General features: G+C 57.2%; 22 protein-coding genes. 19 read left to right on the top strand and 3 right to left on the bottom strand.

Features of this window, described 5'->3' with window-relative positions; genetic code table 11:
- The first annotated feature begins 38 nt into the window (after nucleotides 1-38).
- The 6 genes from lpxD to H7849_RS07385 all read left to right on the top strand — a co-directional run bounded on the left by lpxD (nucleotide 39) and on the right by H7849_RS07385 (nucleotide 8,671).
- Nucleotides 39-1,046 carry a UDP-3-O-(3-hydroxymyristoyl)glucosamine N-acyltransferase gene (lpxD, locus tag H7849_RS07410; protein ID WP_186745354.1) on the top strand — a complete coding sequence of 336 codons (1,008 nt, stop codon included), beginning with the start codon at nucleotides 39-41 and terminating at the stop codon, nucleotides 1,044-1,046.
- Nucleotides 1,047-1,082: 36 nt separating this feature from the next.
- Nucleotides 1,083-1,883 (top strand): response regulator, encoded by an 801-nt coding sequence (locus H7849_RS07405; protein ID WP_186745352.1) that lies wholly within the window; start codon nucleotides 1,083-1,085, stop codon nucleotides 1,881-1,883.
- Nucleotides 1,880-2,233, top strand: a complete 354-nt coding sequence (locus H7849_RS07400) for a hypothetical protein (protein WP_186745350.1) — start codon at nucleotides 1,880-1,882, stop codon at nucleotides 2,231-2,233. Before H7849_RS07405 ends, H7849_RS07400 begins: the two co-directional genes overlap by 4 nt.
- Before the next feature lie 100 nt (nucleotides 2,234-2,333).
- Nucleotides 2,334-4,184, top strand: coding sequence for a sensor domain-containing diguanylate cyclase (locus H7849_RS07395; RefSeq protein WP_186745348.1), 1,851 nt, complete (start codon nucleotides 2,334-2,336; stop codon nucleotides 4,182-4,184).
- Nucleotides 4,185-4,429: 245 nt separating this feature from the next.
- Nucleotides 4,430-7,174: an MGH1-like glycoside hydrolase domain-containing protein gene (locus tag H7849_RS07390; RefSeq protein WP_186745346.1), complete on the top strand. Its 2,745-nt coding sequence runs from the start codon at nucleotides 4,430-4,432 to the stop codon at nucleotides 7,172-7,174.
- A 432-nt stretch (nucleotides 7,175-7,606) separates the two neighbouring features.
- Nucleotides 7,607-8,671: a DUF481 domain-containing protein gene (locus tag H7849_RS07385; RefSeq protein WP_186745345.1), complete on the top strand. Its 1,065-nt coding sequence runs from the start codon at nucleotides 7,607-7,609 to the stop codon at nucleotides 8,669-8,671.
- A 26-nt stretch (nucleotides 8,672-8,697) separates the two neighbouring features.
- On the opposite strand, the gene H7849_RS07380 is transcribed toward H7849_RS07385, so the two are convergent.
- Nucleotides 8,698-8,853, bottom strand: a complete 156-nt coding sequence (locus tag H7849_RS07380) for a DUF3309 domain-containing protein (protein ID WP_186745343.1) — start codon at nucleotides 8,851-8,853, stop codon at nucleotides 8,698-8,700.
- 136 nt (nucleotides 8,854-8,989) lie between these two features.
- On the bottom strand, nucleotides 8,990-9,700 hold the full coding sequence (locus H7849_RS07375; RefSeq protein WP_285288936.1) for a uracil-DNA glycosylase: 711 nt from the start codon (nucleotides 9,698-9,700) through the stop codon (nucleotides 8,990-8,992).
- A 515-nt stretch (nucleotides 9,701-10,215) separates the two neighbouring features.
- Between H7849_RS07375 and H7849_RS07370 the strand changes: the two genes are divergently transcribed.
- The 13 genes from H7849_RS07370 to H7849_RS07310 all read left to right on the top strand — a co-directional run bounded on the left by H7849_RS07370 (nucleotide 10,216) and on the right by H7849_RS07310 (nucleotide 26,445).
- Entirely contained in the window at nucleotides 10,216-10,953 is a 738-nt protein-coding gene (locus H7849_RS07370) for a hypothetical protein (RefSeq protein ID WP_186745341.1), read from the top strand.
- Nucleotides 10,954-11,151: 198 nt separating this feature from the next.
- Nucleotides 11,152-12,369: an aldose 1-epimerase gene (locus tag H7849_RS07365; protein WP_186745339.1), complete on the top strand. Its 1,218-nt coding sequence runs from the start codon at nucleotides 11,152-11,154 to the stop codon at nucleotides 12,367-12,369.
- A 361-nt stretch (nucleotides 12,370-12,730) separates the two neighbouring features.
- Nucleotides 12,731-13,078: a hypothetical protein gene (locus H7849_RS07360; RefSeq protein ID WP_186745337.1), complete on the top strand. Its 348-nt coding sequence runs from the start codon at nucleotides 12,731-12,733 to the stop codon at nucleotides 13,076-13,078.
- Between the two features lie 123 nt (nucleotides 13,079-13,201).
- On the top strand, nucleotides 13,202-13,453 hold the full coding sequence (locus H7849_RS07355; RefSeq protein ID WP_186745335.1) for a CPCC family cysteine-rich protein: 252 nt from the start codon (nucleotides 13,202-13,204) through the stop codon (nucleotides 13,451-13,453).
- A gap of 146 nt (nucleotides 13,454-13,599) precedes the next feature.
- A complete protein-coding gene (locus H7849_RS07350; RefSeq protein ID WP_186745333.1) occupies nucleotides 13,600-13,911 on the top strand; it encodes a hypothetical protein in 312 nt (103 codons plus the stop codon).
- A gap of 227 nt (nucleotides 13,912-14,138) precedes the next feature.
- A complete protein-coding gene (tig, locus tag H7849_RS07345; protein ID WP_186745331.1) occupies nucleotides 14,139-15,545 on the top strand; it encodes a trigger factor in 1,407 nt (468 codons plus the stop codon).
- A gap of 78 nt (nucleotides 15,546-15,623) precedes the next feature.
- A complete protein-coding gene (gene clpP, locus H7849_RS07340) occupies nucleotides 15,624-16,262 on the top strand; it encodes an ATP-dependent Clp endopeptidase proteolytic subunit ClpP (protein ID WP_285288960.1) in 639 nt (212 codons plus the stop codon).
- Between the two features lie 25 nt (nucleotides 16,263-16,287).
- A complete protein-coding gene (gene clpX / locus H7849_RS07335; RefSeq protein WP_186745327.1) occupies nucleotides 16,288-17,565 on the top strand; it encodes an ATP-dependent Clp protease ATP-binding subunit ClpX in 1,278 nt (425 codons plus the stop codon).
- A gap of 164 nt (nucleotides 17,566-17,729) precedes the next feature.
- Nucleotides 17,730-18,206, top strand: coding sequence for a DUF6036 family nucleotidyltransferase (locus H7849_RS07330; RefSeq protein ID WP_186745325.1), 477 nt, complete (start codon nucleotides 17,730-17,732; stop codon nucleotides 18,204-18,206).
- A 162-nt stretch (nucleotides 18,207-18,368) separates the two neighbouring features.
- Nucleotides 18,369-20,789 carry an endopeptidase La gene (gene lon, locus H7849_RS07325; protein WP_285288935.1) on the top strand — a complete coding sequence of 807 codons (2,421 nt, stop codon included), beginning with the start codon at nucleotides 18,369-18,371 and terminating at the stop codon, nucleotides 20,787-20,789.
- 702 nt (nucleotides 20,790-21,491) lie between these two features.
- On the top strand, nucleotides 21,492-22,043 hold the full coding sequence (locus tag H7849_RS27200) for an FKBP-type peptidyl-prolyl cis-trans isomerase (protein ID WP_186745323.1): 552 nt from the start codon (nucleotides 21,492-21,494) through the stop codon (nucleotides 22,041-22,043).
- A gap of 90 nt (nucleotides 22,044-22,133) precedes the next feature.
- Complete coding sequence (locus tag H7849_RS07315) at nucleotides 22,134-23,756, top strand: pentapeptide repeat-containing protein (protein ID WP_186745321.1); 1,623 nt, start codon at nucleotides 22,134-22,136, stop codon at nucleotides 23,754-23,756.
- Nucleotides 23,757-24,003: 247 nt separating this feature from the next.
- Entirely contained in the window at nucleotides 24,004-26,445 is a 2,442-nt protein-coding gene (locus H7849_RS07310; RefSeq protein WP_186745319.1) for an ABC transporter permease, read from the top strand.
- A 30-nt stretch (nucleotides 26,446-26,475) separates the two neighbouring features.
- Here H7849_RS07310 and H7849_RS07305 read toward each other — a convergent pair whose 3' ends face one another.
- A complete protein-coding gene (locus tag H7849_RS07305) occupies nucleotides 26,476-26,844 on the bottom strand; it encodes a DUF6632 domain-containing protein (protein WP_186745317.1) in 369 nt (122 codons plus the stop codon).
- Nucleotides 26,845-26,888: the final 44 nt, after the last annotated feature.

Raw genomic sequence — 26,888 nt, 5'->3', positions numbered from 1 at the left:
CTCCATCTCTCGCTCCCTGATACAGGTACAATCGCCGCATGAGGTTAGCGGAACTTGCGCAGCGCCTTGGCGCCGAGTGCCACGGTTTGCCAGACGCAGAGATTACCGGAGTTGCCGGCATTGAAGAAGCAGGCCCGGGTCAGGTTACGTTTGTAGCCAACCCCAAGTACGCCGTTCTCGCTAAAAAAACGACCGCGGGCGCTGTCCTCGTCGCCCCTGATTTTCCGGAAATCACCGCCTCTACCCTGCGCATCAAGAATCCTTACCTGGCATTCGCGCGTGCCATTGAGATATTTCACCCGGCTCCCGTCTACCCGTCGGAAATTCACGCGACCGCAGTCATCCACCCCACAGCCAGAATCGGCAAGGGAGCATCCATCGGCGCTTACGTGGTCGTCAGTGAAAACTGTGTCATCGGAAATCACGCCACCATCCTCCCGCACGTTGTCATCTACCCGAATGTCCGGATTGGCGACCATTTCTTCGCCCACGCCCACTCCGTAGTCCGCGAGGATTGCCGCGTAGGAAACAACGTCGTACTGCAAAATGGCGTCGTCGTCGGTTCCGACGGCTACGGCTTTGCCAAAGATGATGCCGGAAGGTGGCACAAGATCGTCCAGTCAGGCCCCGCCATCATCGAAGACGACGTCGAAATACAGGCGAATTCCTGCATCGACCGCGCCAGCGTCGGAGAGACACGCATCGGGCGCGGAGCTAAGATCGATAACCTTGTCCAGGTCGGTCACGGCTCCTCCGTCGGCGAGAATACTCTGCTCTGTGCGCAAGTAGGGCTTGCCGGTTCCACACACATCGGCGACAATGCCATTCTCGCCGGACAGGTCGGAGTTGCCGGCCACTGTCATATCGGTGACCGCGTCATCGTAACCGCCCAGTCAGGCGTCGGGGGCAATATCGAGGCTGGAAAAATCATCAGCGGATCTCCGGCATACGACAACCGGCAGTGGCTTCGCGTCTGCGCCATCATGCCGCGTCTGCCTGAGATGCTGAAGCAGTTCGAGCGAAAGCGGAAAACCGAAAGCGAATAGCAGCGTAACAACTTAGACCTGCATCTCAGAAAGAACATGGAAAACGAAACAGGCCGGGAATCCGAGAAAAGCGCACAGGCGCTGGTTGAACCCATTCGTGTGCTGCTTCTCGATGATCATCCGGAGAATCTCCTGCTGCGATCCACAATCCTCCGTAAATACGGCTATCTCACAGAGACCGCGACCACCGTTGAAGAGGCCGAGGCGCTTCTCGATGAAATCGACATCGCCGTGCTCGACTATCATCTCGGCGCCGGACAGTTCGGCACCGACGTGGCCGACAAGTTGCGCAAGCAGCGCCCGGAAGTTCCCATCATCATCCTGTCCGCGACCCTCGAACGGCGCTTCGGCGGCTCGGAAGACATGCATCTGCTCAAGGGCTACAGTTCCATCGATGATCTGGTCACCGCGCTTCGCTCCTTCGAGGCCAAACGGCGCGGCAAGCCCGTCGTTGTCGACGCGCGCGATTTTTTCTACTCGCGCATCAACATGGCAATCGGCGATGACTCAGTGCTCGAAATCCTCGACGTCGAAGGCAACTGGCAGTACGTGAATGAAACCTGCGCCCGCCTGCTGGAGCGTCCCCGCGAGTGGTTCCTCGGCCGCAACATGTTCGACGAAATGCCTGATTTGGCACAGGATTGGCGCGAGATCCTCCGCACCGTTGCCGTCGCGCGTGAAACCTACATCGATCGCACCTATCGCGGGCTGCTGAACCTTCCCCGCAAAGGCGAAGCGTGGGTGTGGAACGTGCTCGTTTTCCCCATCACCCTGCATACCAACGCGACCGGCGTAGTGCTCACCGCGCGGATTCTGGAACGAAAAACGATCCTATGAGGAAGGCTTTCGCTGCGGTTCTTCTTTTTTCACTCACATTTACCGGATGCCGCTCGGCATTTGTATCCGCGACAATCACAAACAACAGCGCAGCGCCCGTCACTCTGATCGAAGTCGATTATCCGAGCGCCAGCTTTGGCGTGGGCGCGCTGGCTCCCGGGGCTCAGTTCCACTATCGCTTCAAGATTCAGGGCGGGGGCCCCATCAAGCTCCAGTTCACAGACGCTTCCGGCAAGGCGCACACCGCTTCCGGTCCCGACCTGCAGCAGGGCGAGCAAGGTACGCTTCAAATGAATATCGAGTCGTCTGGCAACATTTCCTGGATACCCAATCTCACACAAATCAGGTAGCCTAAGCTTATTCCGGCTCCCGTACGTACCCGCTCCAGCCGGAGTCTTTTCCCCGAAAGACTGTTTTTTTGCGCTGCCATTAGTTCATTAGAAGGCGACTATGAATCGTCTGCGTAGCGGTAAAAACTGGTCCGTTGATGCGAAATATCTGCTGGTTCTTGTTGTCCTCTTTTGCGCAGTTTTCCTGACCGCCCGTCTCAGCATCCTGACGGACATGGGCTCCGATGGCGAAGCTGCGTTCTGGTGGTCGAATGCCATTCTGCTTTCCGTTCTTCTGCTGAACAGGCGCGAGCGATGGCCCCTGATCTTCATCGTCGGATATGCGGCAAACGTCGCAGCACACATCCACGGGCGTGATTCCCTTCCCGTCAGTTTTGCCCTCTCCGGCTGCGACATTCTCGAAACCGCGATTTCAGCCTATCCATTCGCCAAGACCGCGGAACATGCGATTCGCTTCTCCCGTCCCCGCGAACTTGCGCGCTTGTGCCTGGTAGGCGCCCTTCTTGCACCGGCAATCTCTGCCGTATGCGCCGCACCCGTCTACCGGCTCTTTTATGTGGGGGTACCGTCAAATTTCGGTGTGCACTGGTTTTTGTCCAATGCTCTCGGCGCCATCATTGTTACGCCCATCATTCTTTCTTTCTTCAACAATGACGGCTACGCGCTGCTCGACCGCAATCAGTTTCCTGAAGTCGTAGGGCTGTTGTCGCTGATGTTCATCTGCACCTATGCTGTCTTCCACAACACCAGCTTTCCGTTGTTTTTCATTCTCTTTCCTCCGCTGCTCTTGATCGTTGTACGGCTCGGCATGAACGCAGGCATCCTGGGTATCTGTATCATCGCCGTTTTCTCCGTCATCTTCACCGCCCATGGCCGGGGCCCGATGGCGATGATTCAGGACGCCCGCTGGGAGCGTCAGGTCTTTCTGATTCAGGTGCTGCTTGCCAGTGCTGTTCTCTGCGTATCTCTCGTATCAGTCGTTCTCAATGAGCGACGGCTGCTCGAACAGGCGGCGCGAAAGAGCGAGCAACTCTATCGCCTCCTCGCAGAAAACTCGCGCGACATCATCGTCCTCACCGATCTCAAACACCGCCGCGAATACATCTCCCCCGCTGTGCAATGGATGATGGGCTGGGATCCCAAAGAGTTGGTGGGCACCACCTATCAGGACAGCATCGTCCACCCCGACGACGTGCCCGCCATGACCGCGACGCTCGACGCCCTCAAGAGCGGAGAGCCGGCAAAGTCTCTGACCTACCGTTGCCAGAAAAAAGATGGCGCCTATCTGTGGATGGAAGCCAACATCAGCCTTTACTGCGACCGGATTACCGGAGGCCCCATCGGCTATGTAAATGTTGTGCGCAATATTGCCGAACGCAAGGCCGCCGAAGAACGATTGCAGGACGCCTACCTCGCGCTCGAAGCACTGGCCTCCGTCGACGCGCTCACCGGAACCGCCAATCGCAGGCATCTTAACGAGGCGCTCGAGCACGACTGGCATCGAGCCATCCGCACCGCGTCACCCATCTCGCTGCTCTTATTCGACGTCGACCACTTCAAGCTCTTCAACGATCTGTACGGTCATCTCCGCGGCGATGACTGCCTGCGTCAGATCGCCGAGACCGCGCGCCAGGTATTTCGCCGCTCTGGAGACACCGTAGCCCGCTTTGGCGGCGAAGAATTCGCCATCGTACTTCCCGACACCGACCGCGCCGGAGCCTATGAGCTGGCGCAGCGTCTCCGCCAGGCAGTTGAAGCCCTGGGAACAGAACACGCCGGAAGCCAGCACAGCTTCGTAACAGTCAGCGTTGGCTGCGCTACGCTTGTCCCCGAACCAGGATCAGACCCAAACATCCTCATGGAAGCCGCCGACCGCGCACTCTATGAAGCAAAGCGCACAGGCCGCAATCGCGTCATCGACGCATTCAATCCTCAGCTCAGCACAAGTTAGGCGCGGAATATTCTCGCAGTTTTCATCAACTTTCTAAGAGTGGCGGCCTATCTTCGATTCGCTGGTAAAGAAAAGGCAGGATAAAAGACCTGTCAATATTGCCAGTTTGACGCGCGACCATAAGTTTCTAACATGTTCTGGATTCCTCGGCTGCAGGAAGAGCGGCGCCAACTGATCTCGTTCCAGTCCTGTTACATTCTGGCCTGCAACTCTTCAAGCGCAAGATATGCGGGAAGGAGAGAAATATGAAATCCCAGGAAAAGCACACGCCGTTGTCATACGTTGAAGTTACAGAGCAGAAGCGGCTCAATGAAGCTCGTGAGAAAAACGTTCCCTGGAAGAAATGGGGACCCTACCTCAGCGAGCGCCAGTGGGGTACCGTACGCGAGGACTACAGCAAGGACGGCAATGCCTGGGACTACTTCACCCATGATCAGTCTCGATCGCGGGCCTATCGCTGGGGCGAAGATGGCTTGGCCGGATATTGTGACGACAAGCAACTGCTCTGCTTCTGCGTTGCACTCTGGAACGGTCGCGACCCCATTTTGAAAGAACGTATGTTCGGGCTCACCAACAGCGAGTCCAACCACGGCGAAGACGTAAAGGAATACTACTTCTACGTCGACAGCACGCCGACACACTCGTACATGAAGTATCTGTACAAATACCCTCAGGCCGAGTACCCCTACCGCGATCTTCTCGAAACCAACAAACACCGTTCGCGCGAAGAGTTTGAGTACGAACTTCTCGATACCGGCATTTTTGATGACGACCGCTACTTCGATGTTTTCGTGGAATATGCCAAGGCTGATCCGGAGGACACGCTCATCAAAATCTCCGTCCACAATCGCGGCCCTGAGGCCGCCGAGATCGAGGTGCTTCCAACGCTTTGGTTCCGCAACACCTGGTCTTGGGGCGACGATGAGCCGAAACCTATACTGGGCCAAATCGACGCAGAGAAGATTCACGCTTCTCATCCCCAGCTTGGTGATTACACGTTACAGTGCGAGGGCGCGAAGGAGCTGCTCTTTACTGAAAATGAATCGAATGGCTACCGCCTTTGGGGACAACACAATCCATCGCCATATGTGAAAGACTCCTTCCATCAATACGTAATCTCCGGCGCGAGCGATGCTGTCAACCCGCAGAAAAAAGGAACGAAAGCCGCAGCGCGCTACATGCTTGATGTTCCAGCGGGGGGAAGCAAGGTTGTGCGGTTGCGGCTGAGCACTAAGGGGGCAGCCGATGGGTTTGGCAAATTCGATCAGGTCTTCAATAGCCGACTCGCGGATGCGAACGAGTTTTACGACCGCATTACCCCGAAGAACCTAAGCGAAGATGAGCGTCGCGTTCACCGCCAGGCGCTCGCCGGGATGTTGTGGTCCAAGCAGTATTACTATTTCGATCTTGATCGATGGCTCACAGAGCACGACTCTCACCCCATGGTAGGGTCCGGCCAGGGGGGTGCTCGCAACACAGATTGGTTTCACATGCTCAACAGCGACGTCATCTCCATGCCCGACAAGTGGGAGTATCCCTGGTACGCGGCATGGGATCTGGCTTTTCACACCATCGCCCTCTCGATGGTTGATTTTGACTTTGCAAAAGATCAACTGTTGCTGATGCTCAGGAATCTTTACGCCCATCCGAATGGGCAGATCCCTGCCTATGAATGGAACTTCGGCGACGTGAACCCTCCGGTACACGCCTGGGCGACGTTGTTTCTTTACAGAATTGAATCGGAGCTGGGCCGTTCCGACGTCCGCTTTCTGGAGCGATCCTTCCAGGGCCTGATGCTGAATTTCAACTGGTGGGTCAACCGCAAAGATCCATCGGGGCGCAATGTGTTTGCCGGCGGATTCCTCGGACTGGACAACATCGGCGTCTTCGATCGCAGCGCGCCGCTCCCGACCGGCGGCCACCTCGATCAGGCTGACGGCACCGCGTGGATGGCTTTCTATTGTCAATGCATGCTGGAGATTGCGCTCATTCTTTGCGACTACGACACGATGTATGAGGATATCGCCTACCGTTTCATCGAGCATTTCGCGTGGATTGCCTATGCTATGGACCGTATGGGCGATTGTCACGATGAGATGTGGGATGAACAGGACGGCTTCTTCTACGATCTGCTCCATTTCCCGAACGGCGACAGCATGCGCCTGAGAATCCGCTCGATGGTAGGACTGCTCCCGCTATGCGCGACCACAGTAGTTGACCCGGCTAGTCTTGACAGACATCCGCGGATCGTCGAACTGGTCAATTTGTTCCGTAAACGCCATCCCGAGGTGATTCAAAAGATCTCGTCTGCTGAAAACCTCGAAAAAGGCGGCTACATGGGGCGCAGGCTTCTGACGACTTGCAACAGGCCAAAACTGAAGAGCGTTCTGAAGTACATGCTCGACGAGAACGAATTCCTCAGCCCTTACGGTATCCGCTCCTTGTCGAAATATCACCTGGAGCATCCCTTTGTGTTCTATCTGGGCGGACAGGAGTACAAAGTCCAGTATCTTCCCGCTGAATCGAACACAGGCATGTTTGGCGGCAACTCCAACTGGCGCGGACCGATCTGGATGCCGGTGAACGGGCTGATCATCCGCGCGTTGCTTCAGATGTATCCGTTCTATGGCCCAGACTTCAAAGTTGAGTGCCCAACCGGCTCGGGCAATCACATGACCCTGTTTGAAGTGGCAAAGGAAATCGGCCGCCGCAACGCAAGCATCTTTCTGCGCGACGCCAACGGCCAACGACCGGTCTATGGAGGTACGAAGAAGTTCCAGGATGATCCTCACTGGCGCGATTACATCCTCTTCTACGAGTTCTTCCATGGAGACAACGGCGCCGGGCTGGGCGCCAGCCATCAAACAGGGTGGACCGGACTGATCGCTCGCGCACTGGATCTATTCGCGCGGTTAAAGGCGGACGACCTGCTGCGCGTTTCTTCAGAAGTGATTGCTACGATGACTCGACAGCAAGTCGCAGGACAGTAAGCACGCGTGTTAGCAACCCTTGACTCTGCTTCTCTTCATGGCAGATCGCGAACGGGCTGCGTCAGTGGCGAACTTGACCGCGATGCCTCCATGCGTCCCGCGCTTCGCAAGCTCGATATTGCTCCGGACAGCCCTGCAGTCCTGCCCGCAATAGCCCCAGCGACTTCGAGACATTTCTCGCGGCCATCAAAACTCCATTAGTATTCCTCCGACAAAGACTAAAGTCTTTGTCGGAGCCGGCAAGTCTGTGTGAATCGTCCCCCGGAATGTTGCCTCTCGCACGCGGGAACTGAAGTGCAGGCTGGAAGGAATCGTCGATATGGAGTTTTTCTCAACGATGCTTTCTCGTAGCTCTCACACTCGAACATCCCCTAAGACTATCGGCCATCAGCTCTTCTCCTTTGAACCGAATGCAATGTTGAGAGGTCCAGCATGAATCCCTGGATGAACGTTGTCAGTTCCGCTCTGCTTTTCATTCTCACTGCACCGCTGTTCGCACGAGACAAAACAGATGTTCTCGTCATGAAGAATGGCGACCGCATGACATGTGAAGTCAAAGGCCTCGACGCGGGAGTGCTCTATGTCAGCTTCGATTACATCGACGGCACGACTTCCGTCGATTGGTCAAAAGTGGCGCGCCTCGAAAGCACGCAGTTATTCGTCGTGCGCACAGAGGCGGGCGACTCCTACACGGGAACACTCAAGACTCCGGAATCACCGGCGGACCGTCCGGCAAAGATTGAGGTCGTCGAGATCCCAGCGCCTGAAACCGCCGTTGTCGACCGTGCACAGGTCGTTCAAATGGTTGCGACCTCCGACAGGTTCTGGGAGCGATTTAACGGTGAAGTAAGTTTTGGGGTGATCTACTCAAAAGGCAACGAATCCACGCAGTTTTCGCTGGGCTCGCAAGTAAACTATGTGCGCGAACGTTGGACCATCGCCAGCAACTACAGTTCCAACCTTTCCTCCAGCACCGGCGTGACCACGTCGACGCGCAACTCACTGAACCTCTACGCTGGTCACCTGCTGCCAAAGGAGAATTGGTTCTATGCGGGCATCGGCGACTTTCTGCAGAGCTCTGAACAGCAAATCACGCTGCAAAGCACTGTCGGCGGAGGGATCGGCCGTTATGTGAAAAATACAAACCGTTCTCATATCGCCCTGCTCGGCGGCGCTGCCTGGCAAAACACAACCTATGGGCAGACGATTTCTGCTGGGACAAAACAAAGCATTGCAACAGCACTGATCTACGCCGACGCAAAGTTTTTCAGATTCAGCAAAACCAGCCTCGACATAAACGGCGTTCTTCTGCCTGCGCTCTCCGATCCGGGCCGTGTCCGTTTCAACACGAACGCATCGTACTACGTCAAGATTCTTGGCAATCTAACCTGGAATGCTTCGTTCTATGGCAACTGGGACAATCGTCCACCGGCGGGTCTGCCCGGAAGCGACTACGGAAGCAGCTCCGGGCTCAGCTGGACTTTTGGTCTGAAATAAATAAGGCTGTCGTTCGCGCGCGAACGTTAAACAACGTGCAGCAGTAACAGCACAACCACGATCACCAGAATCAATCCCAAACCGCCGCTCGGATAGTAGCCCCAGTTGCGGCTGTAAGGCCACGCCGGAAAGGCGCCAATCAGCATTACCAGCAAAATAATAATCAGAACATCGATCAACATTTCATTCCTCCACGGAACTTGAAGTTCTACACCCTAGTGGGGGATGCGTTCGTTGTGATCGAAAGATGCCCGCGCAAAGCCTACGATGCCGAGGTATATCTTTTAAACAGCGAGCAACCATTTTGCTGCCTCGTGCTCATTTCCTTTCAGCCAGCTCTCGCGCGCGCCTGAAGATATCCAGAAACATAGCCTTCGTCAGCTTCCCCGTATTGGTGTTCTGCAGTGAAGGATGATAACTCGCAAGCAGCCACCGATTCCCCGGCGCTGCATACTCTGCGCCATGCGCGAATTGCAGAGCGCCGCGCTTCTCAATCTGCTTTGTGCGAATCAGGTGCGCTACAAATCCATCGAAGGCAATCTTTCCCAGGCAAACAACAACACGCAGCCGCGTAAGCAGCGCAATCTCCTCATCGAGAAACGACGAGCAATTCACCAGCTCTTCCGGCAGCGGCTTGTTATCCGGAGGAGCACACCGCCCTACGCTCGTAATCAGCGCATCGCGCAACTTCATCCCGTCATCCCGCGACGTAGCAATCGGCTGCGACGCAAATCCAGCCTCGTACAGCACCGGATACAGAAAATCCCCTGAGCCATCCCCGGTAAAAGGTCTTCCAGTGCGATTCGATCCATGCGCGCCCGGCGCAAGTCCCAGAATCAGCACACGCGCCCTTGCATCACCAAACGCCGGCACCGGTTTCCCCCAGTATTCCCAGTCCATGTACGCGCGGCGCTTCTTCTTCGCAACCTCGGCGCAGTAGCTTCGCAGCCGCGGACAGCGTTCGCACACAACAATGCGCGCATTCAGCGCCGCCAGCGCATCTTTTCCAGATAGTTGTTGAGAGGGCACATCCCGATTCTAATTCCTGCTGTGTTAGCTGAGTATCCTACAGATCGCAAGAGTGTGAGCACTTTCTTCGCTAAAAACGTCTTTCTCACCGAGGCGGTCGCTGTAAGTAACTCGCACTTGTTCTCGATCTGGCAGTCTCGTCTGTGAGACTTGCTCAGTCTTCAGCTCATAGTCCATAGGTCCGATTTTTTGAATGACTATCGGCCTCACTTCGTGCTCGAATCCGGCCGTCAATTCTCTTTCGGCAGTATGAGGCTTTTGTGACCAATAAACGTATGTTGATCCTGACGAGTGTGCTTTTGGGTGTCTTTTGCGGCAATCTCGTATGCCAGCAATCCCAGACTTCAGGCTCGCCAAACCAGTCAGTTGTGCCTGCTACGGACGGAATTTTTGCGGCGTTTCAAACTCATTCAGTCATCGGCATCGGTGATTCTCATGGGCTCTCCCAAGAAGAGGATTTTTATGTCGATCTGATTCGGGATCCCAGATTCGCGAAGGAAGTCGGCAACGTAGTAGTGGAATTTGGCGGCGCGGCTCAGCAAAAGACAATTGATCGGTATACGGGCGGTGAAGATATTCCCTATGAACAGTTGCGGAGGGTATGGACCGATACCGTGGGCTGGAATCCTACAGTTATGAGTGTTGGGTATCCTTATTTTTTCGCGCAGGTCCGTGCAGTCAATGAAGGGTTGCCGCTAGCTGAGCGAATCCACGTGTGGCTTGGCGAGCCACCGGTCGATTGGTCGACAATCAAAACTCTAGCGGATCTGCCACTCTCGCAACAACGTGATCAGCATCCTGCAGAGCTTATCAAGACTCAGATTCTTGCGAAAGGCAAGAAGGCCTTGGTCATTTATGGGTCGTTCCATTTCCTTGGCTTGGACTCGTTGCAATCTCTGGTCGAAGAGAGCTACCCAAGATCGTTCTTTGTAGTTACTGCATATACCGGTTTCCCGGATCACGCGTCTTCCGAAACCTTCGAGCAAAACCTCCAAGCGTGGCGAAGTCGCCTGCTTGGTACAGAAGGCCACAAGGCGAACTTCCTCCTGGTTAAAATTCAAGGCTCGGGGGTTCCAGGGGATGCTCTGCTATACCTCGGTTCTGCTACAGGCCTCACTCAGTCACCGGTTACCCCGGACCTCTATCTTGATTTTGCTTTCAGAAGGGAGATCAATCGAAGAAGCCTCATTTTCAATGGCAAACCTCTCGATGTGGCGATACCACTCATATCGCCCACGTACATTCGCAAATAGCTCGTTTTGTAGCTCCAGCAAAACGGTGTCAGCCCCGCATCAACGGCGAGTCTCGTTCGTGCCATTTGCCGAGGCTTGGGTTTTTGAGACCTGCTTCTAGCAGTCCTTCACATCGCGTAGAATGAGTGCGCTTTGTTTCCTGAATGTATTGACGAAGCAAACGTTTCCCAATTCGCATCATGCATGAGGTCTCTATTTATGTTTGTTCGCTTCGAACGCTATGTGCTGGCACTTGCCGCAGCGGCGTCGCTCTTGGTAGCAGGCTGCAATAAGCCTGCCCCGACTGCGCAGCAGGAAACCGCAACCCAGCCTGCAGCCACTCAAATCGGCGGAGAAAACGTCGTGAAGCTCCAACGCACCGCAACATCCAACGGCGCCAAGCCCGAGTTTCTAACGGCGACCATCTTTCCGGGCCGCGGCATGAATCTCTTCCAGATCACCGCCAACATTCCCGGCAAAGGAGAAGTCCAGGTCTTCGCCTCCCCATCGATTGAAGACGCCTCCGCCAAGCTCAACGGTGGCCCCGCCGACCAAAACGGCAACGCCAGCTTCTCCTTCGGCGGAGCCTTCCTGGTTCCCTACCCGAATCGCATCATCGGCAAGCTCTCCGCTGACGGCAAAACCCTCACCACCGAATGGAACGGCAAGACTCTCACCCTGCCCGCGAACTGGTCCGGCAAGAAGCCCGGCGCGCCCAAGCATGCTATCCACGGCCTCATCCTCGCCAGCAAAGCCGAAGACGTGCAAACGCAAAACACAGCCGACGGCCAGACCATCACCGGCGTCATCCACGCAGGCAACTTCGGCGGCTACTGGCTCTCGCAAACCGACCTCAACTTCTCCATCGCGCTCAGCGGAGACGCAGTCGAAGCCACTATCACCGCCAAGAACGTCGGCAATGAAGATGAGCCCATGTCCATCGGCTGGCATCCATACTTCAACCTACCCAGCGGAGACCGCACACAGGCCCGTCTGCATGTTCCCGCAGACGACTACGCGCAGGTCAACAACTACGACGATGTCTTTCCGACCGGCAAGCTCCTTCCCGTCAAAAACACCGAATACGATTTCAATGAGCCCGAAGGCGTGCCGCTCGGCAGCATGTTCCTCGACGACAACTTCTCCAGGCTGAAACGCACCGATGGCAACATCGTTGTCGGCCTCAGCGATCCCGCAACAAAATACGGAATCAACGTTATAGGTGAATCGCCTGAGATGAAGACGGTGCAGGTCTACGCGCCGCCTGACAAGAGCTTCGTCGCCATCGAGCAGCAGTTCAACTTCGCCGATCCCTGGGGCAAGGAATGGCATGGTATGGACACCGGCATGGTCACCCTCAAGCCCGGCCAATCCGTCACCTGGAAGTGCAAGCTCGCGCTCTTTGTGCCGCCACCACTACCATCAACCGCACAATAAGCCAGGGTGCCCCAGGTCTCGATTCTGAGACCTGGGATTACACCCCACGGTACAGGGCTTTCACTACCTGCAACTGAAGAAATACAACGCGAAGCTTCTTCAACGCAATGTCGCCAAGGAAGTTCAGATCGTTGTCGGAACTGCAATCGGCACGCCTCCTGCGCATACGGCGATTGATTTTTTTTGGCTCTTGGATCTATTCGGCAATCCGCCCGCGCCGCCGCCACCTTGTGCGACGACGAGTGCCACGGTTAGTAAGGGCAATACAACTGGCACGTCTGAGTGCCAATAAGAAACACAACACAGGCGAGGGAATGATAGCCCTGTTCCTAGACGAGCGGGGCTGGCCGGAAGGGTGATTATGAAGGACAAAAGTCTCCGAACAGGACAGAGGCTGCCGGAAGATGAAGAGGATCGCCAGACACAGAGGGAAGTCAATCAGACGGTCAAGAAATGGGGGCGCGCTACCGGTTATCTCGGGCTGGCACTGGTCATAAGTGTGGGGACTTGGTTTTTCTTTTTCCCAGGGCAGGCGCTACATCGGTTGTGGGAGACGTGGGGACGAGTACTTGGCGTGACCTCAATGTGCATATTTTTACTGTTGTTATATGCAGCCGCCACTACTTTCAACCAATGGCTGTATGGCGCAAATCTAAAGAGGATCGACAGAGACTTCGCAAATGGCAGGTCTGACAAATGGCGCGGATAGTACCCATGCCAGGGTGCCCCAGGTCTCGATTCTGAGACCTGGGATCTCTAAATCTCGGCAAGTCAGAAAGCTACGACCGCGAAAATTTCGCGACTCCAGCCCAAAAATCGCGTCTGAAACCATATGGATACACTTGCGCGTGTGCGCTGCCTCTGCTGCGGTTTCAAAACACTCGACATTCCGGACTCTCTCGGCCTCTGCCCCGTCTGCTGGTGGCAGGACGACGGCCAGGACGACAGCGACGCCGATGTTGTGCGCGGCACCGTTAACGGAGAGCTAAGCCTGGCCGAAGCCCGGAACAACTTTCAAGTCTATGGCGCCGCGCATCAGCGCTTCGTGAGCCACGTTCGGAAGCCATTAGCGGTCGAAGTCTAGCCCCAAACCCATCTGCGTCTCGCTTTAGGCCAACAGCGCGTTCTGGCCCGTTTTGGAACTCATCGTGCTGTTAGAGGCAGTATTCGCGATTCACGGGAGAAATCCGTAAACAGACGTATACACGCGACCATGGAGGAATACGCGAAATGACAGTAGAGGGTAACGAAATGATTAAACGGGCGGACGATAAGCCTGTCTGTGTGCCTTGGGACGCTGATGCTCTTGAAGATGCTTTGGCTCAAACAAAAGACGAGGCTGAGGCCTGGATTCTGGCACGGGCACTGGTCATCAGGCTCATCGAGGACACGAAGGCGGATGCGATTCAGGCTAAGCATCTGAATGAAAATCAGGCAGAAGTGCGGGATCAGGTGAAAGCCATGACCGAGACCCTGATGCGCAAATGGATGCGCTCAGCCGGCGCCTGTAGGCGTACAAAGGCCGTAGCAATCAGTCAATAAGTATCCGGATTCGCCGAGGTATCGCAGCTTAATTCAGAAGACGGCAGGAAGCACGCTGGCAAGCCCTTTCATCTTGAGGGTGCTTCATTTGCAAGGATGCAATAAGGCACTTAACATAGATGAGAGACCGTTCTATGCTGCGCGCTGGGCATCCTCTTAGGTGCGACAATCTCCCCTGAAACCTGCCCTCATTCTGCATTGAACGACGATATTTGGAAGGCACTACGTTGAGTTCAGCAGACACCATCGAAACAACTCCGAATCCCGAGGCCGCTGCTCCTGAGAGCACCGAGCACAGCCACGCGCATGATCACGATCACGAGCCCCATCACCACGGCCCCAGCCTGAACCCCGAATGCACGCGCGAAGTCCAAATCGAGGTTGCAGCCGACGAAGTATCCAAGGCATTTCGCACCGTTACCAGGCGTTATCAGAAACAGGCGCGCATCCCCGGCTTCCGTGCAGGCAAGGTGCCCGAGTCGCTCATCCGCTCCCGCTTCGCCGACGGTCTTCGCCAGGATGTCGTCGAGACAGTCCTGCCGACGCATTTCCGTGAAGCCATCGACAAGGCAGGACTCAGGCCCATCTCGCAGCCGCAGGTCACCGACCTTCATCTCGAAGACGGACAGCCGCTCAAGTTCAAGGCTGTCTTCGAAATCCTGCCGGAAATCTCCGTTGACGGCTATCAGGATGTCCATGTAGCGAAACCGGACACCGAACTCACCGACACTGAGTTGAACGCCGAGCTTGATCGCGTCCGCGACTCCCGCTCCACCATGGAGCCGGTCGCCGAAGATCGCACTCTCGTCGACGGCGACTGGGCGCAAATCACCTTCCGCGGCGAAATCAAAAACGAAAGTAATGAAGCCGAAACCACCGAAGCCGCCGCCCAGCAGCCCATCACCGGCGACGACGTTATGATCGAAGTCGGCGGCCAGAACACCCTGCCTGCCTTCAATGAAGCATTGCGCGGATCCAAGCCCGGGCAGGAGCTGAAGTTTGAAGTCAGCTATCCGGAAGATTTCGGCGAGCGCCGCCTCGCCGGCAAGACCATTTCCTATGACGTCGAAGTCAAGGCCATCAAGAAAAAGATCCAGCCCGAGTTGACCGACGAATTCGCCAAGGAACTTGGCGAGTACGAAGGCATTGAAGACTTCAAGCAGAAGTTGAAGGATCATCTTGCAAGCGACAAGAAGCGCAGGCTTGAGGGCGAGACGCGCGACAAGATCGTCGAAGCCCTCATCGCGAAGTATCAATTCCCTGTTCCCGAATCGCTCGTGCAGCAGCAGGTTGACGCGCGTCTTGACCGCGGCCTGCGCGCGTTGGCGCAACAGGGCATGCGTACAGAAGATATGCGCAAGCTCGACTTCAATCGTCTGCGCGACGCGCAGCATGACTCGGCCCTGAACGAAGTGAAGGGCTCGCTCCTGCTCGACCGCATCGCCGACGCGGAAAAAATCGAAGTTACAGATGCGGAAGTGGATCGCGAACTCGAATTGCTCTCGCTGCAAATGCGTGAGCCGATAGAAACTCTGCGCACTCGTTTGACGGACGACGGCGGTCTCGCTAGAATCCGTGAACAAATCCGCAGAGAAAAAACGGGAGGCTTGCTTTACCAAAAGCTGGCATCCTAAAAAAATGTTATGTTCTGGCCGGTGAATTTTGTCAGAAACGCACCGGCCACTGTCCGGCACGATTGATTGACGGGGTCTCTGACTCCGAGAAGTGAGAAGCAAAGCATGGCACTGGTACCAATGGTCATTGAGCAGACGAACCGGGGCGAGCGCGCCTACGATATCTACTCCCGTCTGCTGCGCGACAACATCATCTTCCTTGGAACCCCGATCGACGATCAGATCGCCAATCTTGTCATTGCCCAGATGCTTTTCCTCTCCGCCGAAGACCCGGAGAAGGATATCCAGTTGTACATTAACTCCCCGGGTGGTTCCATTACCGCCGGACTAGCAATCTATGACACAATGCAATACATCAAGAATGATGTGGTGACATACTGCATCGGTCAGGCGGCGAGCATGGGTGCATTCCTCCTCATGTCAGGCACAAAAGGCAAACGCTTTGCCCTGCCCAACTCCCGCATTCTGATTCACCAGCCCTCGATGGGCGGACTCTCCGGTCAGGCTACTGATATCGACATTCACGCGCGCGAAATTCTGCGCATCCGTGAGATCACCAACAACCTCATGTCGAAGCACACCGGGCAAACTCTCGAACGCATTGAACGCGACGTAGAGCGCGACTTTATCATGAACGCCTCGCAAGCGAGAGAATACGGCATCGTTGACGAAGTCTCCGGGCAAGCGCCGGACGCCAAACTCATCGCCGCCGACTAATAGTTGTCTTGGAGCACCACCAACGATGAAAACGCGCACGGGATCTGACGACGCTCTTCGCTGCTCGTTCTGCCATAAATCGCAGGACTCAGTAGCCAAACTCATATCTTCACCCAGCGACTACCCCCGCGCATACATCTGCGACGAATGCGTCGCCGTCTGCAACTCGATCCTCGAAGACGATCGCAGTGAAGCGCAGACCGGTGCCGCACCCGCGCATCTTCCCAAGCCTCTCGAAGTCCGTGCCTTCCTCGACGAATACGTCATCGGGCAGGACCAGACCAAGAAGAAACTCGCCGTCGCCGTCTACAACCACTACAAGCGCATCCAGATGAACCGGACGCGAGGAAACGACGTTGAGCTTTCGAAATCGAACATCCTGCTCGTCGGCCCCACCGGCAGCGGCAAAACCCTGCTCGCGCACACGCTGGCCAAGATGCTCGATGTCCCCTTTGCGATCGTCGACGCCACCACGCTCACCGAAGCTGGCTACGTCGGCGAAGACGTCGAGAACATCATCCTCAAGCTCCTGCAGGCTGCCGACGGTGACGTAGCCCGCGCCCAGACCGGCATCATCTACATCGACGAAATCGACAAGATCGGCCGCAAGGACGAGAACCCATCCATCACCCGTGACGTCTCCGGCGAAGGCGTGCAGCAGGCCCTGCTTAAGATTCTCGAAGGCACCGTAGCCAACGTTCCTCCGCAGGGCGGCCGCAAGCACCCGCACCAGGAATTCACGCCTGTTGACACCACCAACATCCTCTTCATCTGCGGCGGCGCATTTGTCGGACTCGAGCGTGTAGTCGGACGCCGCGTCGGCAAGAAAGCCCTCGGTTTCAAAGCCCTGGCAGAAACGGAGCAGGGCGAACCCGGCTCCATCCGTCTGCAGCGCGACGCCGAGCTTCTCCGTCAAGCCGAGCCACAGGACCTCATCAAATTCGGCCTCATCCCCGAATTTGTCGGACGCCTCCCCGTCATCGGCATCCTCGACGAACTCGACGAAGTCGCTCTGGTCGAAATCCTCACCAAGCCCCGCAACGCCATCCTCAAGCAGTATCAAAAGCTTTTTGAATACGAAGGCGTCCGCCTCCTCTTCGATGACGAAGCCTCAAAAGCTATCGCCCAGGAAGCCCTGCACCGCAAAGTCGGGGCGCGCGGCCTGCGCATGATCCTCGAAGAACTGATGCTCGACCTGATGTACCACCTGCCGAGCAACAAGAAAGTCAAAGAGTTGGAGATCAACGCAGAAATGGTCCGCAAACGCGATCTCTCGATCACCTTGCTCGACAAGGCCGGTTAGTACTCGCATGGATGCCCTATTCGTACGGAAGTACACCAGCTTCGACGAGATGAAGGCGGACGAATATCGCTACTGGCAAAGCCGGCCTCCACACGAGCGGCTGGACGCTCTCGATGAAATAATCCAGACCGCTTACGCCCTCAAGGGTTGGGAGATCGAGCCGGATGTACCAAGATCACAAAGATCTTTTGTCCGCATTCCATATCCATGGCGTTAAATACATTGTGGTAGGAGGCTTCGCGGTAATCCTTCACGCGCAGCCTCGCTTTACGAAGGACATGGATCTTTTCATAAAGGCCGATCTGGCCAACGCACAAGCGCTCTACGCCGCGCTTGCCGCGTTCGGAGCCCCACTCCAGGAAATCCGCCCGGAAGATTTCACCGAACCCGGCAACTTGTTTCGATTCGGACACGAACCGCGAGCCTTCGACATTCTTCCCGAGATACCGGGCATCGATTTTGACGCGGCGTGGGAGAGGCGCGTTGAGGTGGTAATTGACCCAGCCACCGGCCTCAAAGCGAATTTCATTTCTGCCGAGGACCTCATTGCCTCGAAGCTTGCTTCAGGGCGTCCGCAGGACCTTGCCGATGCCGACGCAATTCGCAAAGCAAAGGAAAGTCAACAAACAAAGAGAAAATAGGTCTTGCCATCAAGCCGTTCGCGGGGATCCGTTTCAATACTTATTCCTTTCGCGCAGCGAAAGGAGAGCGAACTTCAACGTTACCAAAAACACACCCGTTCAGTTCCCACCTGCGTCCATATGGTTTACAGTTCATCTAATAGGTAGAACTGGAAGGACCACGTGACCCAATCCAAAGAAACAAAAGACCGGAACGATCTCCGCAAGCTCCCGATGATGCCGATCCGGGACATGGTGATCTTCCCCTACATGATGACCCCGTTCGTCGTGGGCCGCGAGTCCAGCGTGCGCGCTCTTGAAGAAGCGCTCAACGGTGACCGCAAGATTTTCCTCGCCACGCAGCATGACGCGCGCATCGACGAGCCCAAGTCCGACGACATTTACTCCGTAGGCACCATCGGCAACATCGTCCAGAGCGTCAAAATGCCCGACGGCAACATCAAGGTGCTGGTCGAAGGATTGGAGCGCGCCAAGGCTGTCGAACTCAACGACACCGATGGCTTCTTCGTCGCCACTGTCCGCACCGGCAAGACTGACCTTGAAATCACTCCGCAGATTGAAGCCCTCACGCAGCGCGTCACTTCCCTCTTCGAGCAGTACGTCAAGCTGCAGCAATCGCTCAACTACGAGACCATGATCGCGGCCGTCCGCACCGACGAACCCGCAAAACTCGCCGACACCATCGCCGCCAACCTCCAGCTCGAAATCCCCGAGAAGCAAGACCTCCTCGACATCTTCGACCCGGCTGAGCGCCTCCTGCGCGTAGCCGACGTGCTTGACGTCGAAATCGAAAAGCTCAACATGGACCGCAGCATCCAGTCCCGCGTCAAGCGGCAGATGGAGCGCGCGCAAAAAGAGTACTACCTCAACGAAAAGATCAAGGCCATCCAGAAAGAGCTGGGCCGCGGCGAAAAGAACGAGTTCGACGATCTGAAGAAGAAGATCGATACCGCCGGCATGCCCAAGGACGTGCAGGAAAAGGCCATCCAGGAGCTCAAGAAGCTCGAAGCGATGCCGCCCATGTCTGCCGAGTCCACCGTCTCGCGCAATTACCTCGACTGGCTCCTGGCTGTGCCGTGGAAGAAGAAATCCAAGGAAACGCGCTCGATCGACCGCGCCGAAAAAGTCCTCAACGAAGATCATTACGGCCTCGAAAAAATCAAGGACCGCATCCTTGAATTCCTCGCCGTACGCCAGCTGGTCAAGAATCCGAAAGGTTCCATCCTCTGCTTCGTTGGACCTCCAGGCGTCGGCAAAACCTCGCTCGGCATGTCCATCGCCAAGGCAACAGGCCGCAAGTTCGTCCGCATGTCCTTAGGCGGCGTCCGCGATGAAGCCGAAATTCGCGGCCACCGCCGCACCTACATCGGCGCGCTGCCTGGCCAGATCATCCAGTCCATGAAGAAAGCCGGAACCAAGAACCCGGTCTTCATGCTCGACGAAGTCGACAAGATGGCCTCCGACTTCCGCGGCGACCCATCGTCCGCGTTGCTCGAAGTCCTCGACCCCGAACAGAACACGACTTTCCAGGACCACTACCTCGACGTCGAATACGACCTCTCCGAAGTCCTCTTCGTCGCAACCGCCAACGTCCTGCACACCATCCCCGCGCCGCTTCAGGACCGCATGGAAATCCTGCGCCTCCACGGCTATACGGAAGCCGAGAAGCTCGAAATTGCGAAACAGTACCTCGTCAAGAAGCAGCGCGAAAACACCGGCCTCACCGACAAGAACATCGTCTTCACCGACGACGCCATCGTCGAAATCATCCGCAGCTATACCCGCGAAGCCGGCGTCCGCAATCTCGAACGCGAAATCGGCAACGTCTGCCGCAAGGTGGTGCGTCGCGTAGTCAAGAACGGCTTAAAGCACAAAGAAGAGATCACCGCAGCTAACATCGCCGACTTCCTCGGTGTCCCCAGATTCCGCGATTCGCAGGTTCACGAGAAGAGCGAAATCGGCTTGGTCACGGGTCTCGCATGGACCGAAGTCGGCGGCAGCATCCTCCCCGCCGAAGTCCAGGTGCTCGACGGCAAAGGCAAGCTGACACTCACCGGCCAGCTCGGCGACGTCATGCAGGAATCGGCGCAAGCCGCCCTCTCCTACATCCGGAGCCGCGCCGCCCATCTCGGCCTGCCACGCGACTTCTACCGCAACATCGACATCCATGTCCACGTCCCTGAAGGCGCCATCCCCAAGGACGGCCCATCGGCAGGCATCACGCTGGCTACAGCGCTCGCCAGCGCCCTCGCCAAGATCCCCGTGCGCCGCGACGTCGCCATGACTGGCGAAATCACGCTGCGCGGAAAGGTCCTGCCCATCGGCGGCCTCAAAGAAAAGCTGCTCGCAGCACACCGCGCCGGCATCTTCGAAGCCATCCTGCCGCAGGACAACCAGAAGGATCTCGCCGACCTCCCCGAGAACCTGAAGTCCGCCATGAAGCTGAACTTCGTCGATTCGATGGACGAAGTCCTGCAACTGGCCCTCGAAGGTCCACTGCCGGAACTGAAAGAAGAAGCGCCGGCAGCGCTCGCCAACGTGCCACCCCCAACCATCACCCCCGAGCAGCGCCCCCACCAGTAAGATAAATTTCGGTAGGTGAGATTCTGGGTGCCCCATCCTATCGCGCTTTTGCGATAGGGTGGGAAAGCACGATCGCATCCCCATCCCGTCCGAATTACCACTCCGTCATTCTGACGACCAAAGGGAGGAAGAATCCATATGATAAAAGCCCGCCCCAGGTGCCAGCACCTTCCGCTACAACATCAGCGCCAGCTTCGACCTTGAGACCGGGTGGGCATGCCCACCGAAAAAGACGCGGCCGGGTACCCCATCCTATCGCGCTTTTGCGATAGGGTGGGAAAGCACAACTCTATCCCAGCCTTCATTCGCACACACCCCCCAAACCGTCATCGACCGATCATCCTCCCTTGCCGTTATTCGACCAACCAACTTCCCCCGACCGTCATTCTGACGACCAACGGGAGAGCCTGTCCTGAGCAAAGCCGAAGGAAAGAATCTCAGCAATGGAAGAGCAGCCGATGCTCTCCGATCGTCACTGAAAGAAGGGTAGAAGCGGTGGGCTTCAGCCCACCGAAAAAAGACAGGGCCGAAAGGCCCTCACCTCACTGCCGTAGGCCGGAGCGAAACCAACTGTGAAGCGACCCGAACTCATCGACGACAACCTGATCAGATTTGAGGCCGAAGGCACACCGCCGTAAACACCCAGCCGACCCTACCGCTTGAAATAAATGCCGCAGACGGCGAAGATGGCACGAGAACTCCATGTCCAGATTCAGCCTCACTCCAGCCGCCCTCCTCGTGTGCTTCGCAGCATCCGCGCAAACCACAACGCCGCCCAAAACCACCACGACCCACCACACGCCGCCGACGACCGTCCGTTTCGCGCCGCCGCTCCCCGCACCCGTCGTCCCCAAAACCATCCCCGCCGTAACCGGCCCCGTCAAATACGAATTCGCCCTCCGCTACCAGGACATCACCATCGGCGCCGGCGACCTCGCGGGGCCAAACATGATGTACAAAGTCCACTACACCGGCTGGCTTGAAGACGGAACCAAATTCGACTCCTCCGTCGACCGCGGTCAGCCCTTCGAATTCCCGCAAGGCATGCACCGCGTCATCCCTGGATGGGACGAAGGCTTCGAAGGTATGCACGTAGGCGGCAAGCGCCGTCTCTTCATCCCCTGGCAACTCGCCTACGGCGAACAAGGCCGCGGCCAGATTCCACCCAAAGCCAACCTCATCTTCGACATCGAACTTCTCGACCAGCGCGATCTCAACGCCGCAACACCAACGCCGGCCCCGACACCGCAGTAGAAACGCCTGGGTGCCCCAGGTCTCGCTTCTGAGACCTGGGATTCGAGCATCGCCCGATCGCCTCATCCCTATTTGCTACAATCCCTCGACATGAGCGAACCGTCCCCAGCGTGGCAAGACCCACCCGTCACCCATCTGCCCCTCTGCCCGGTGCTCATGCATGAAGACAAATTCTGCGGACGCCCGCTTCACGCGGCGCCCCAGCATGATCCCATTCCCGTTTGTCTCATGCACTCCCTCGATCCCGCCAAGGACGACACGCAGTTCCAGCAGGAAATCGACACCATCGTCGTCGCGAGCGCGATGGTGACAGGCATCGCCGACTTCTCCCGCTTCGTCTTCCCCACCTCGCAGTACATGGTCCGCGCTTTTCCCGCCAGGTGCATTTTTAGGAACGCAATCTTCTGGAAAGAGGCCAATTTCTACAGCGCCAACTTCGAACATGGTGCCGATTTCGAGAGCGCGCACTTCGAAAACGAAGCCAGCTTCACCCGCGCCAAATTCGGAGCCAAGGCGAACTTTCACAGCGCAGTCTTTAAAGGCGACACGCACTTCGCCACCGACTTCGCGCACGAAGTCACCTTCGTGATGGCGCACTTTGCGCAGGAAGCCGGTTTCTACAACTCTTCGTTCGCTGCTGACGCCACCTTCGGCAGCGTAAAGTTTGAGGGCAAAGCAGTCTTTTCCCGTGCCGTCTTCAATAAGAAAGCAGATTTCGGCAATGCCGGCTTTCTTCAGGAAGCATTCTTCCCTGTCGCCACATTTGAGCAGGAAGCCGACTTCATGTGGGCTCACTTCACTCTAAACGTGGACTTCGAGCACACAACTTTCAAGAAGGCGGTTATCTTCCACGAAGCTGTCTTCCATGCCGGCGTCGAATTTCGCGAGACGCAGTTCCGGAACGACGGCGAACCATTGCCCGGCCCCATCTTCTCTCTCGCTCAGTTCATGGCTCCCGAAACTGCCGTTTTCTACCGCACATATCTGGGACAAGCGCTCTTCTATACCTGCGACGTTTCACGCCTCACCTTTTCATCCGTTCATTGGCGTAAACGCCCAAACGGCAAATACCAACTCTTCGAAGAGGTGGTCGATCTCTCAGCAGCAGGTGACCTCGCACCCGGTCCGGACGACCCCAACGAGCGCGACTACGGCCTCATCGCCGAAACCTACCAGCAGCTCAAAAAGAACTACGACAACCGCCAGGACTATTGGACCGCCGGCGACTTCCACTACGGCGAAATGGAGATGAAGCGCCTCCACAGCCCACGCAAGAACAACCTTGCACGCTGGTTGCACCGTAACCTCGGCCTCGTTGCCTGGTATCGCTACGCCAGCGAATACGGCGAGAGCTACGTCCGCCCCTTGCTGGCGCTCGCCGCAATCCTCGCTGTCTTCACGTTGCTCTTCCCCATCCCCGGCATGGTCTTCACCAAACCTGACACCCCCAACACACCACCATCATTCCCGGTACTCAACTACAGCGATTTCTCCGCTTACATCCGCGCCTACAAAGGCCCGGCATGGATAGGCACTCTAGCCTTCTTCGGCCACAGCCTCATGACCGCGCTCTCCGTCGCCGGCTTCCAGAAAGAACTCATCTACCAGCCCGCTTATCCCTGGGGACGAGCCTTAGCCCTCTTAGAACTCCTTCTCACGTCAACCCTGATCGCCCTGTTCCTGCTGGCCCTGCGCCGCCAGTTCCGCCGCTAGCGCGAAGTAAGTTTCCTCATTCTGAGCGCAGCGAAGAATCTCAGCGATGCCTGCACCGGCACGCCCGTGTTCGCTTCCGAACACCCTCTCCCCAAATCCGAACACGCCTGGGTGCCCCAGGTCTCGATTCTGAGACCTGGGATCGGCAATCCACGCACTAACGCCCATAAAATCAGCCTCAAAACCACCGGATCCCGCCTCAAACACTGGCAAAGTAAATGCTCCAATGCTCTGAGAGGTGCGCCCGATGCATTCGCTCACACAGGACATCCGTTTCTCCCTGCGTCAGCTCCGCAAGTCACCCGGTTTTGCCCTTACCGCGATTCTCACTCTGGCCCTCGGCGTTGGCGCCAATGTCATTGTCTTCGGCGTCCTCAATTCTCTCGTCCTGCGTCCGCTCAGCATTCCGCAGCCTCACAACGTCTATCAGGTCTCACGCAAGAACGCGGGCTGGGACACGCAGTCCTACCCCGACTACATCGACTTCCGCGATAAGAACACCACCTTCAGCGGACTCGCCGCCTACAGCTTCGAAGGCGCAGGCGTCACCATCCCCGCATCGGCGTCACAGCAGGCCACCATCCTTCAGTCCTGGGGCTTTAACGCCTCCGGCAATTACTTTGACACGCTGGGAATCCAGCCCGTTCTAGGCCGCTTCTTCCATTCTTCCGACGAGCATGGCCCTGGCTCCGCGCCCTTCGTCGTCGTCAGCTATGGCTTCTGGCACACCCATCTCAACGGCAACCCCAACGCCATCGGCGCCGTCATCGAGCTCAACAAGCATCCCTACACCCTCATCGGCGTCGCGCCGGCAAGTTTCCACGGAACAGAGCTGGTCTGGTGGCCCGAGTTCTGGGTCCCAATGGTCAATGAAATTGACCTCGAAGGCAGCGACTTCCTGTCCGTCCGCAACGACCACCAGATCTACATCATCGGACGCCTCAAGCCCGGCATCACCTCCACGCAGGCCACAGAAAACCTCAGCGCCATCGCCCGCCAGCTCGCCAAAATCCATCCCGAAGATGCCGACCTCGACGCCCGCCTCGTTCGCCCCGGCCTCTTGGGCGATGGATTCGGCGCGCCGACCCGAGCCTTCGTCTCCGGGATCATGCTCATGGCCCTGCTCGTTCTCATAGCCGCTTGCGCCAACCTCGCCAGCATCTTTGCCGCCCGCGCTGCCGACCGCGGCCGTGAGATGGCCATCCGCCTCGCCATCGGCTCCAGCCGCTGGAACATGATCCGCCAACTTCTCACCGAGTCCATCATCGTCGCACTCCTCGGCGGAGCCGTCGGCACTTTGATCGCCGCATTCCTGCTGCGTCTCCTTAGCCAATGGCAGCCCATCGTGCAGGTCCCCATCCACGTCATCGTCGCGCCCGACCCCGTCGTCTACGCAGTCGCTCTGCTTCTCTCGCTGGCCAGCGGCATTCTCTTCGGCCTGCTCCCCGCGCGCCAGATCTGGAAGATCGACGCCGCCCAGGCCATGAAGACCGGCCCCGCTGCCGTCGCCGTCTTTCGCCGCCTCACCCTGCGCGACATCCTCCTCGCCACGCAGATCACCATCTGCACCCTGCTCGTCACCGCATCGCTCGTCGCCCTGCGCGGAATGGCGCACTCGCTGCACGCCAACTTCGGCTTCAATCCCGACAACGTCACGCTCCTCGACAGCGACACGGGCATGGCAGGCTACTCCGACGATCAATCCGTCGCTCTTGAAAAGCGCATGATCGAGCAAGCCCAGCAGATTCCCGGCGTGCTCTCCGTCAGCATGATCAACGACGTCCCCCTCGGCCTCAACAGCGCCGACTCCTTCGTCTATCGTCCCGACACCACCGACTTCCGCGAATCCAACGGCGTCATCGACGCGCAGTACTACTCTGCCGCTCCCGGCTACTTCCAGACCGCCCAGACGCGTCTGCTCGAAGGCCGCGATTTCACCTGGCACGACGACAAAAACTCCCCGAACGTCGCCATCGTCAACGCCACCTTCGCCCACAAGTTCTTCGGAAATAAATCCGCCATCGGCCAGCATTTCAGAAGGACCGACAAAACTCTCTACGAAATCATCGGCGTCGTCGAAGATGGCAAATATTTCATCCTCGCTGAAGATCCTAAGGCCGCCATGTTCTTTCCGCTGTCACAAGCCACGCACAGCGACTTCACCCTCGTCGTCCGCTCGCAGATGCTCCGCACGCAGATCGCGCCATCCCTGCAGCGCCTCATTGCCCAAATCGACCCAAGCCTTCCCTACCACATCAACTCATGGAATCAGGGCATGCAGTTTGCGCTCTTCCCGGCGCGCGCCGCCACCGCCGCTCTCGGCATCATGGGCCTGCTCGCAGCCATGCTCGCCGTCACCGGAATCTTCGGCATGGCCTCCTACAGCGTCACCAAGCGCATGAAGGAACTCGGCATCCGCATAGCCCTCGGTGCGCAGCCCGTACAGCTCATGCGCGCCGCCTTGGCACGCCCCGTATACCTGCTCGTAGGAGGCTCCATCGCCGGACTCGTTCTCGGCGTCCTCATCAGCGGAGTCCTGAGCCACATCGTCTACCAGGCCACCCCACACGATCCCGTCGTACTAGGCGGAGTCGTCCTCACCATGCTGCTATTAGGAATGCTGGCAACCTTCGTCCCCGCACGCCGAGCTCAAAACGTCGACCCGGCACGCCTCCTCCGCGAGGAATAGCGAACATGAGCGAAAGACCGCACCTACGCGTCAATGCGCCTGATAAACAGCGCTTCGCGACGAACTCGCCGCCGGTGCCAGCGCAATCAACGTAATGCCGATAACAATGAGAACGCCTACGCCGATCAGCTCCCCATGCGCAATCATGTTGCACAGCGCCTGCGTCCCCATAAGAGCAGCATGCGCAAAGCTCGACCACGCCGTGAACGCAATCAGGCTGCGATGCGCCGACGGATTGCGAATAGCCAGCAGCAGGAAGATGCCAAGCGTAACGTAAAGGCTCAGCATCATCGACAATGCCGGCTCCTGCCTCACAAAAACAACCATGGGGTACACCAACGCCAGGAACACCACGCCCACCACGCCCAGCACAATCTTCAAAGCCAGTTCTCGATTCATCGTGTCTTCTCCCGAACCCTGTGCCAGAGAGTGTAGCTCCGCGC

Origin of the sequence: Alloacidobacterium dinghuense (genome assembly GCF_014274465.1) — a bacterium.
GTDB classification, from domain to species: Bacteria; Acidobacteriota; Terriglobia; order Terriglobales; family Acidobacteriaceae; genus Alloacidobacterium; species Alloacidobacterium dinghuense.
The sequence above is the reverse complement of the archived record's forward strand: the minus strand, read 5'-3'. Positions and strand labels throughout refer to the sequence as shown.

Bases quoted from the DNA above. Each gene is read 5' to 3' on its own strand.
- H7849_RS07360 (WP_186745337.1), top strand. From the start codon at position 12,731: ATGAAGGACAAAAGTCTCCGAACAGGACAGAGGCTGCCGGAAGATGAA.
- H7849_RS07385 (WP_186745345.1), top strand. From the start codon at position 7,607: ATGAATCCCTGGATGAACGTTGTCAGTTCCGCTCTGCTTTTCATTCTC.
- H7849_RS07365 (WP_186745339.1), top strand. From the start codon at position 11,152: ATGTTTGTTCGCTTCGAACGCTATGTGCTGGCACTTGCCGCAGCGGCG.
- H7849_RS07355 (WP_186745335.1), top strand. From the start codon at position 13,202: ATGGATACACTTGCGCGTGTGCGCTGCCTCTGCTGCGGTTTCAAAACA.
- H7849_RS07310 (WP_186745319.1), top strand. From the start codon at position 24,004: ATGCATTCGCTCACACAGGACATCCGTTTCTCCCTGCGTCAGCTCCGC.
- H7849_RS07315 (WP_186745321.1), top strand. From the start codon at position 22,134: ATGAGCGAACCGTCCCCAGCGTGGCAAGACCCACCCGTCACCCATCTG.
- H7849_RS07390 (WP_186745346.1), top strand. From the start codon at position 4,430: ATGAAATCCCAGGAAAAGCACACGCCGTTGTCATACGTTGAAGTTACA.
- H7849_RS07380 (WP_186745343.1), bottom strand. From the start codon at position 8,853: ATGTTGATCGATGTTCTGATTATTATTTTGCTGGTAATGCTGATTGGC.
- lpxD (WP_186745354.1), top strand. From the start codon at position 39: ATGAGGTTAGCGGAACTTGCGCAGCGCCTTGGCGCCGAGTGCCACGGT.
- H7849_RS07405 (WP_186745352.1), top strand. From the start codon at position 1,083: ATGGAAAACGAAACAGGCCGGGAATCCGAGAAAAGCGCACAGGCGCTG.
- H7849_RS07395 (WP_186745348.1), top strand. From the start codon at position 2,334: ATGAATCGTCTGCGTAGCGGTAAAAACTGGTCCGTTGATGCGAAATAT.
- H7849_RS07350 (WP_186745333.1), top strand. From the start codon at position 13,600: ATGACAGTAGAGGGTAACGAAATGATTAAACGGGCGGACGATAAGCCT.
- H7849_RS27200 (WP_186745323.1), top strand. From the start codon at position 21,492: ATGTCCAGATTCAGCCTCACTCCAGCCGCCCTCCTCGTGTGCTTCGCA.
- H7849_RS07330 (WP_186745325.1), top strand. From the start codon at position 17,730: ATGTACCAAGATCACAAAGATCTTTTGTCCGCATTCCATATCCATGGC.
- clpX (WP_186745327.1), top strand. From the start codon at position 16,288: ATGAAAACGCGCACGGGATCTGACGACGCTCTTCGCTGCTCGTTCTGC.
- H7849_RS07400 (WP_186745350.1), top strand. From the start codon at position 1,880: ATGAGGAAGGCTTTCGCTGCGGTTCTTCTTTTTTCACTCACATTTACC.
- H7849_RS07305 (WP_186745317.1), bottom strand. From the start codon at position 26,844: ATGAATCGAGAACTGGCTTTGAAGATTGTGCTGGGCGTGGTGGGCGTG.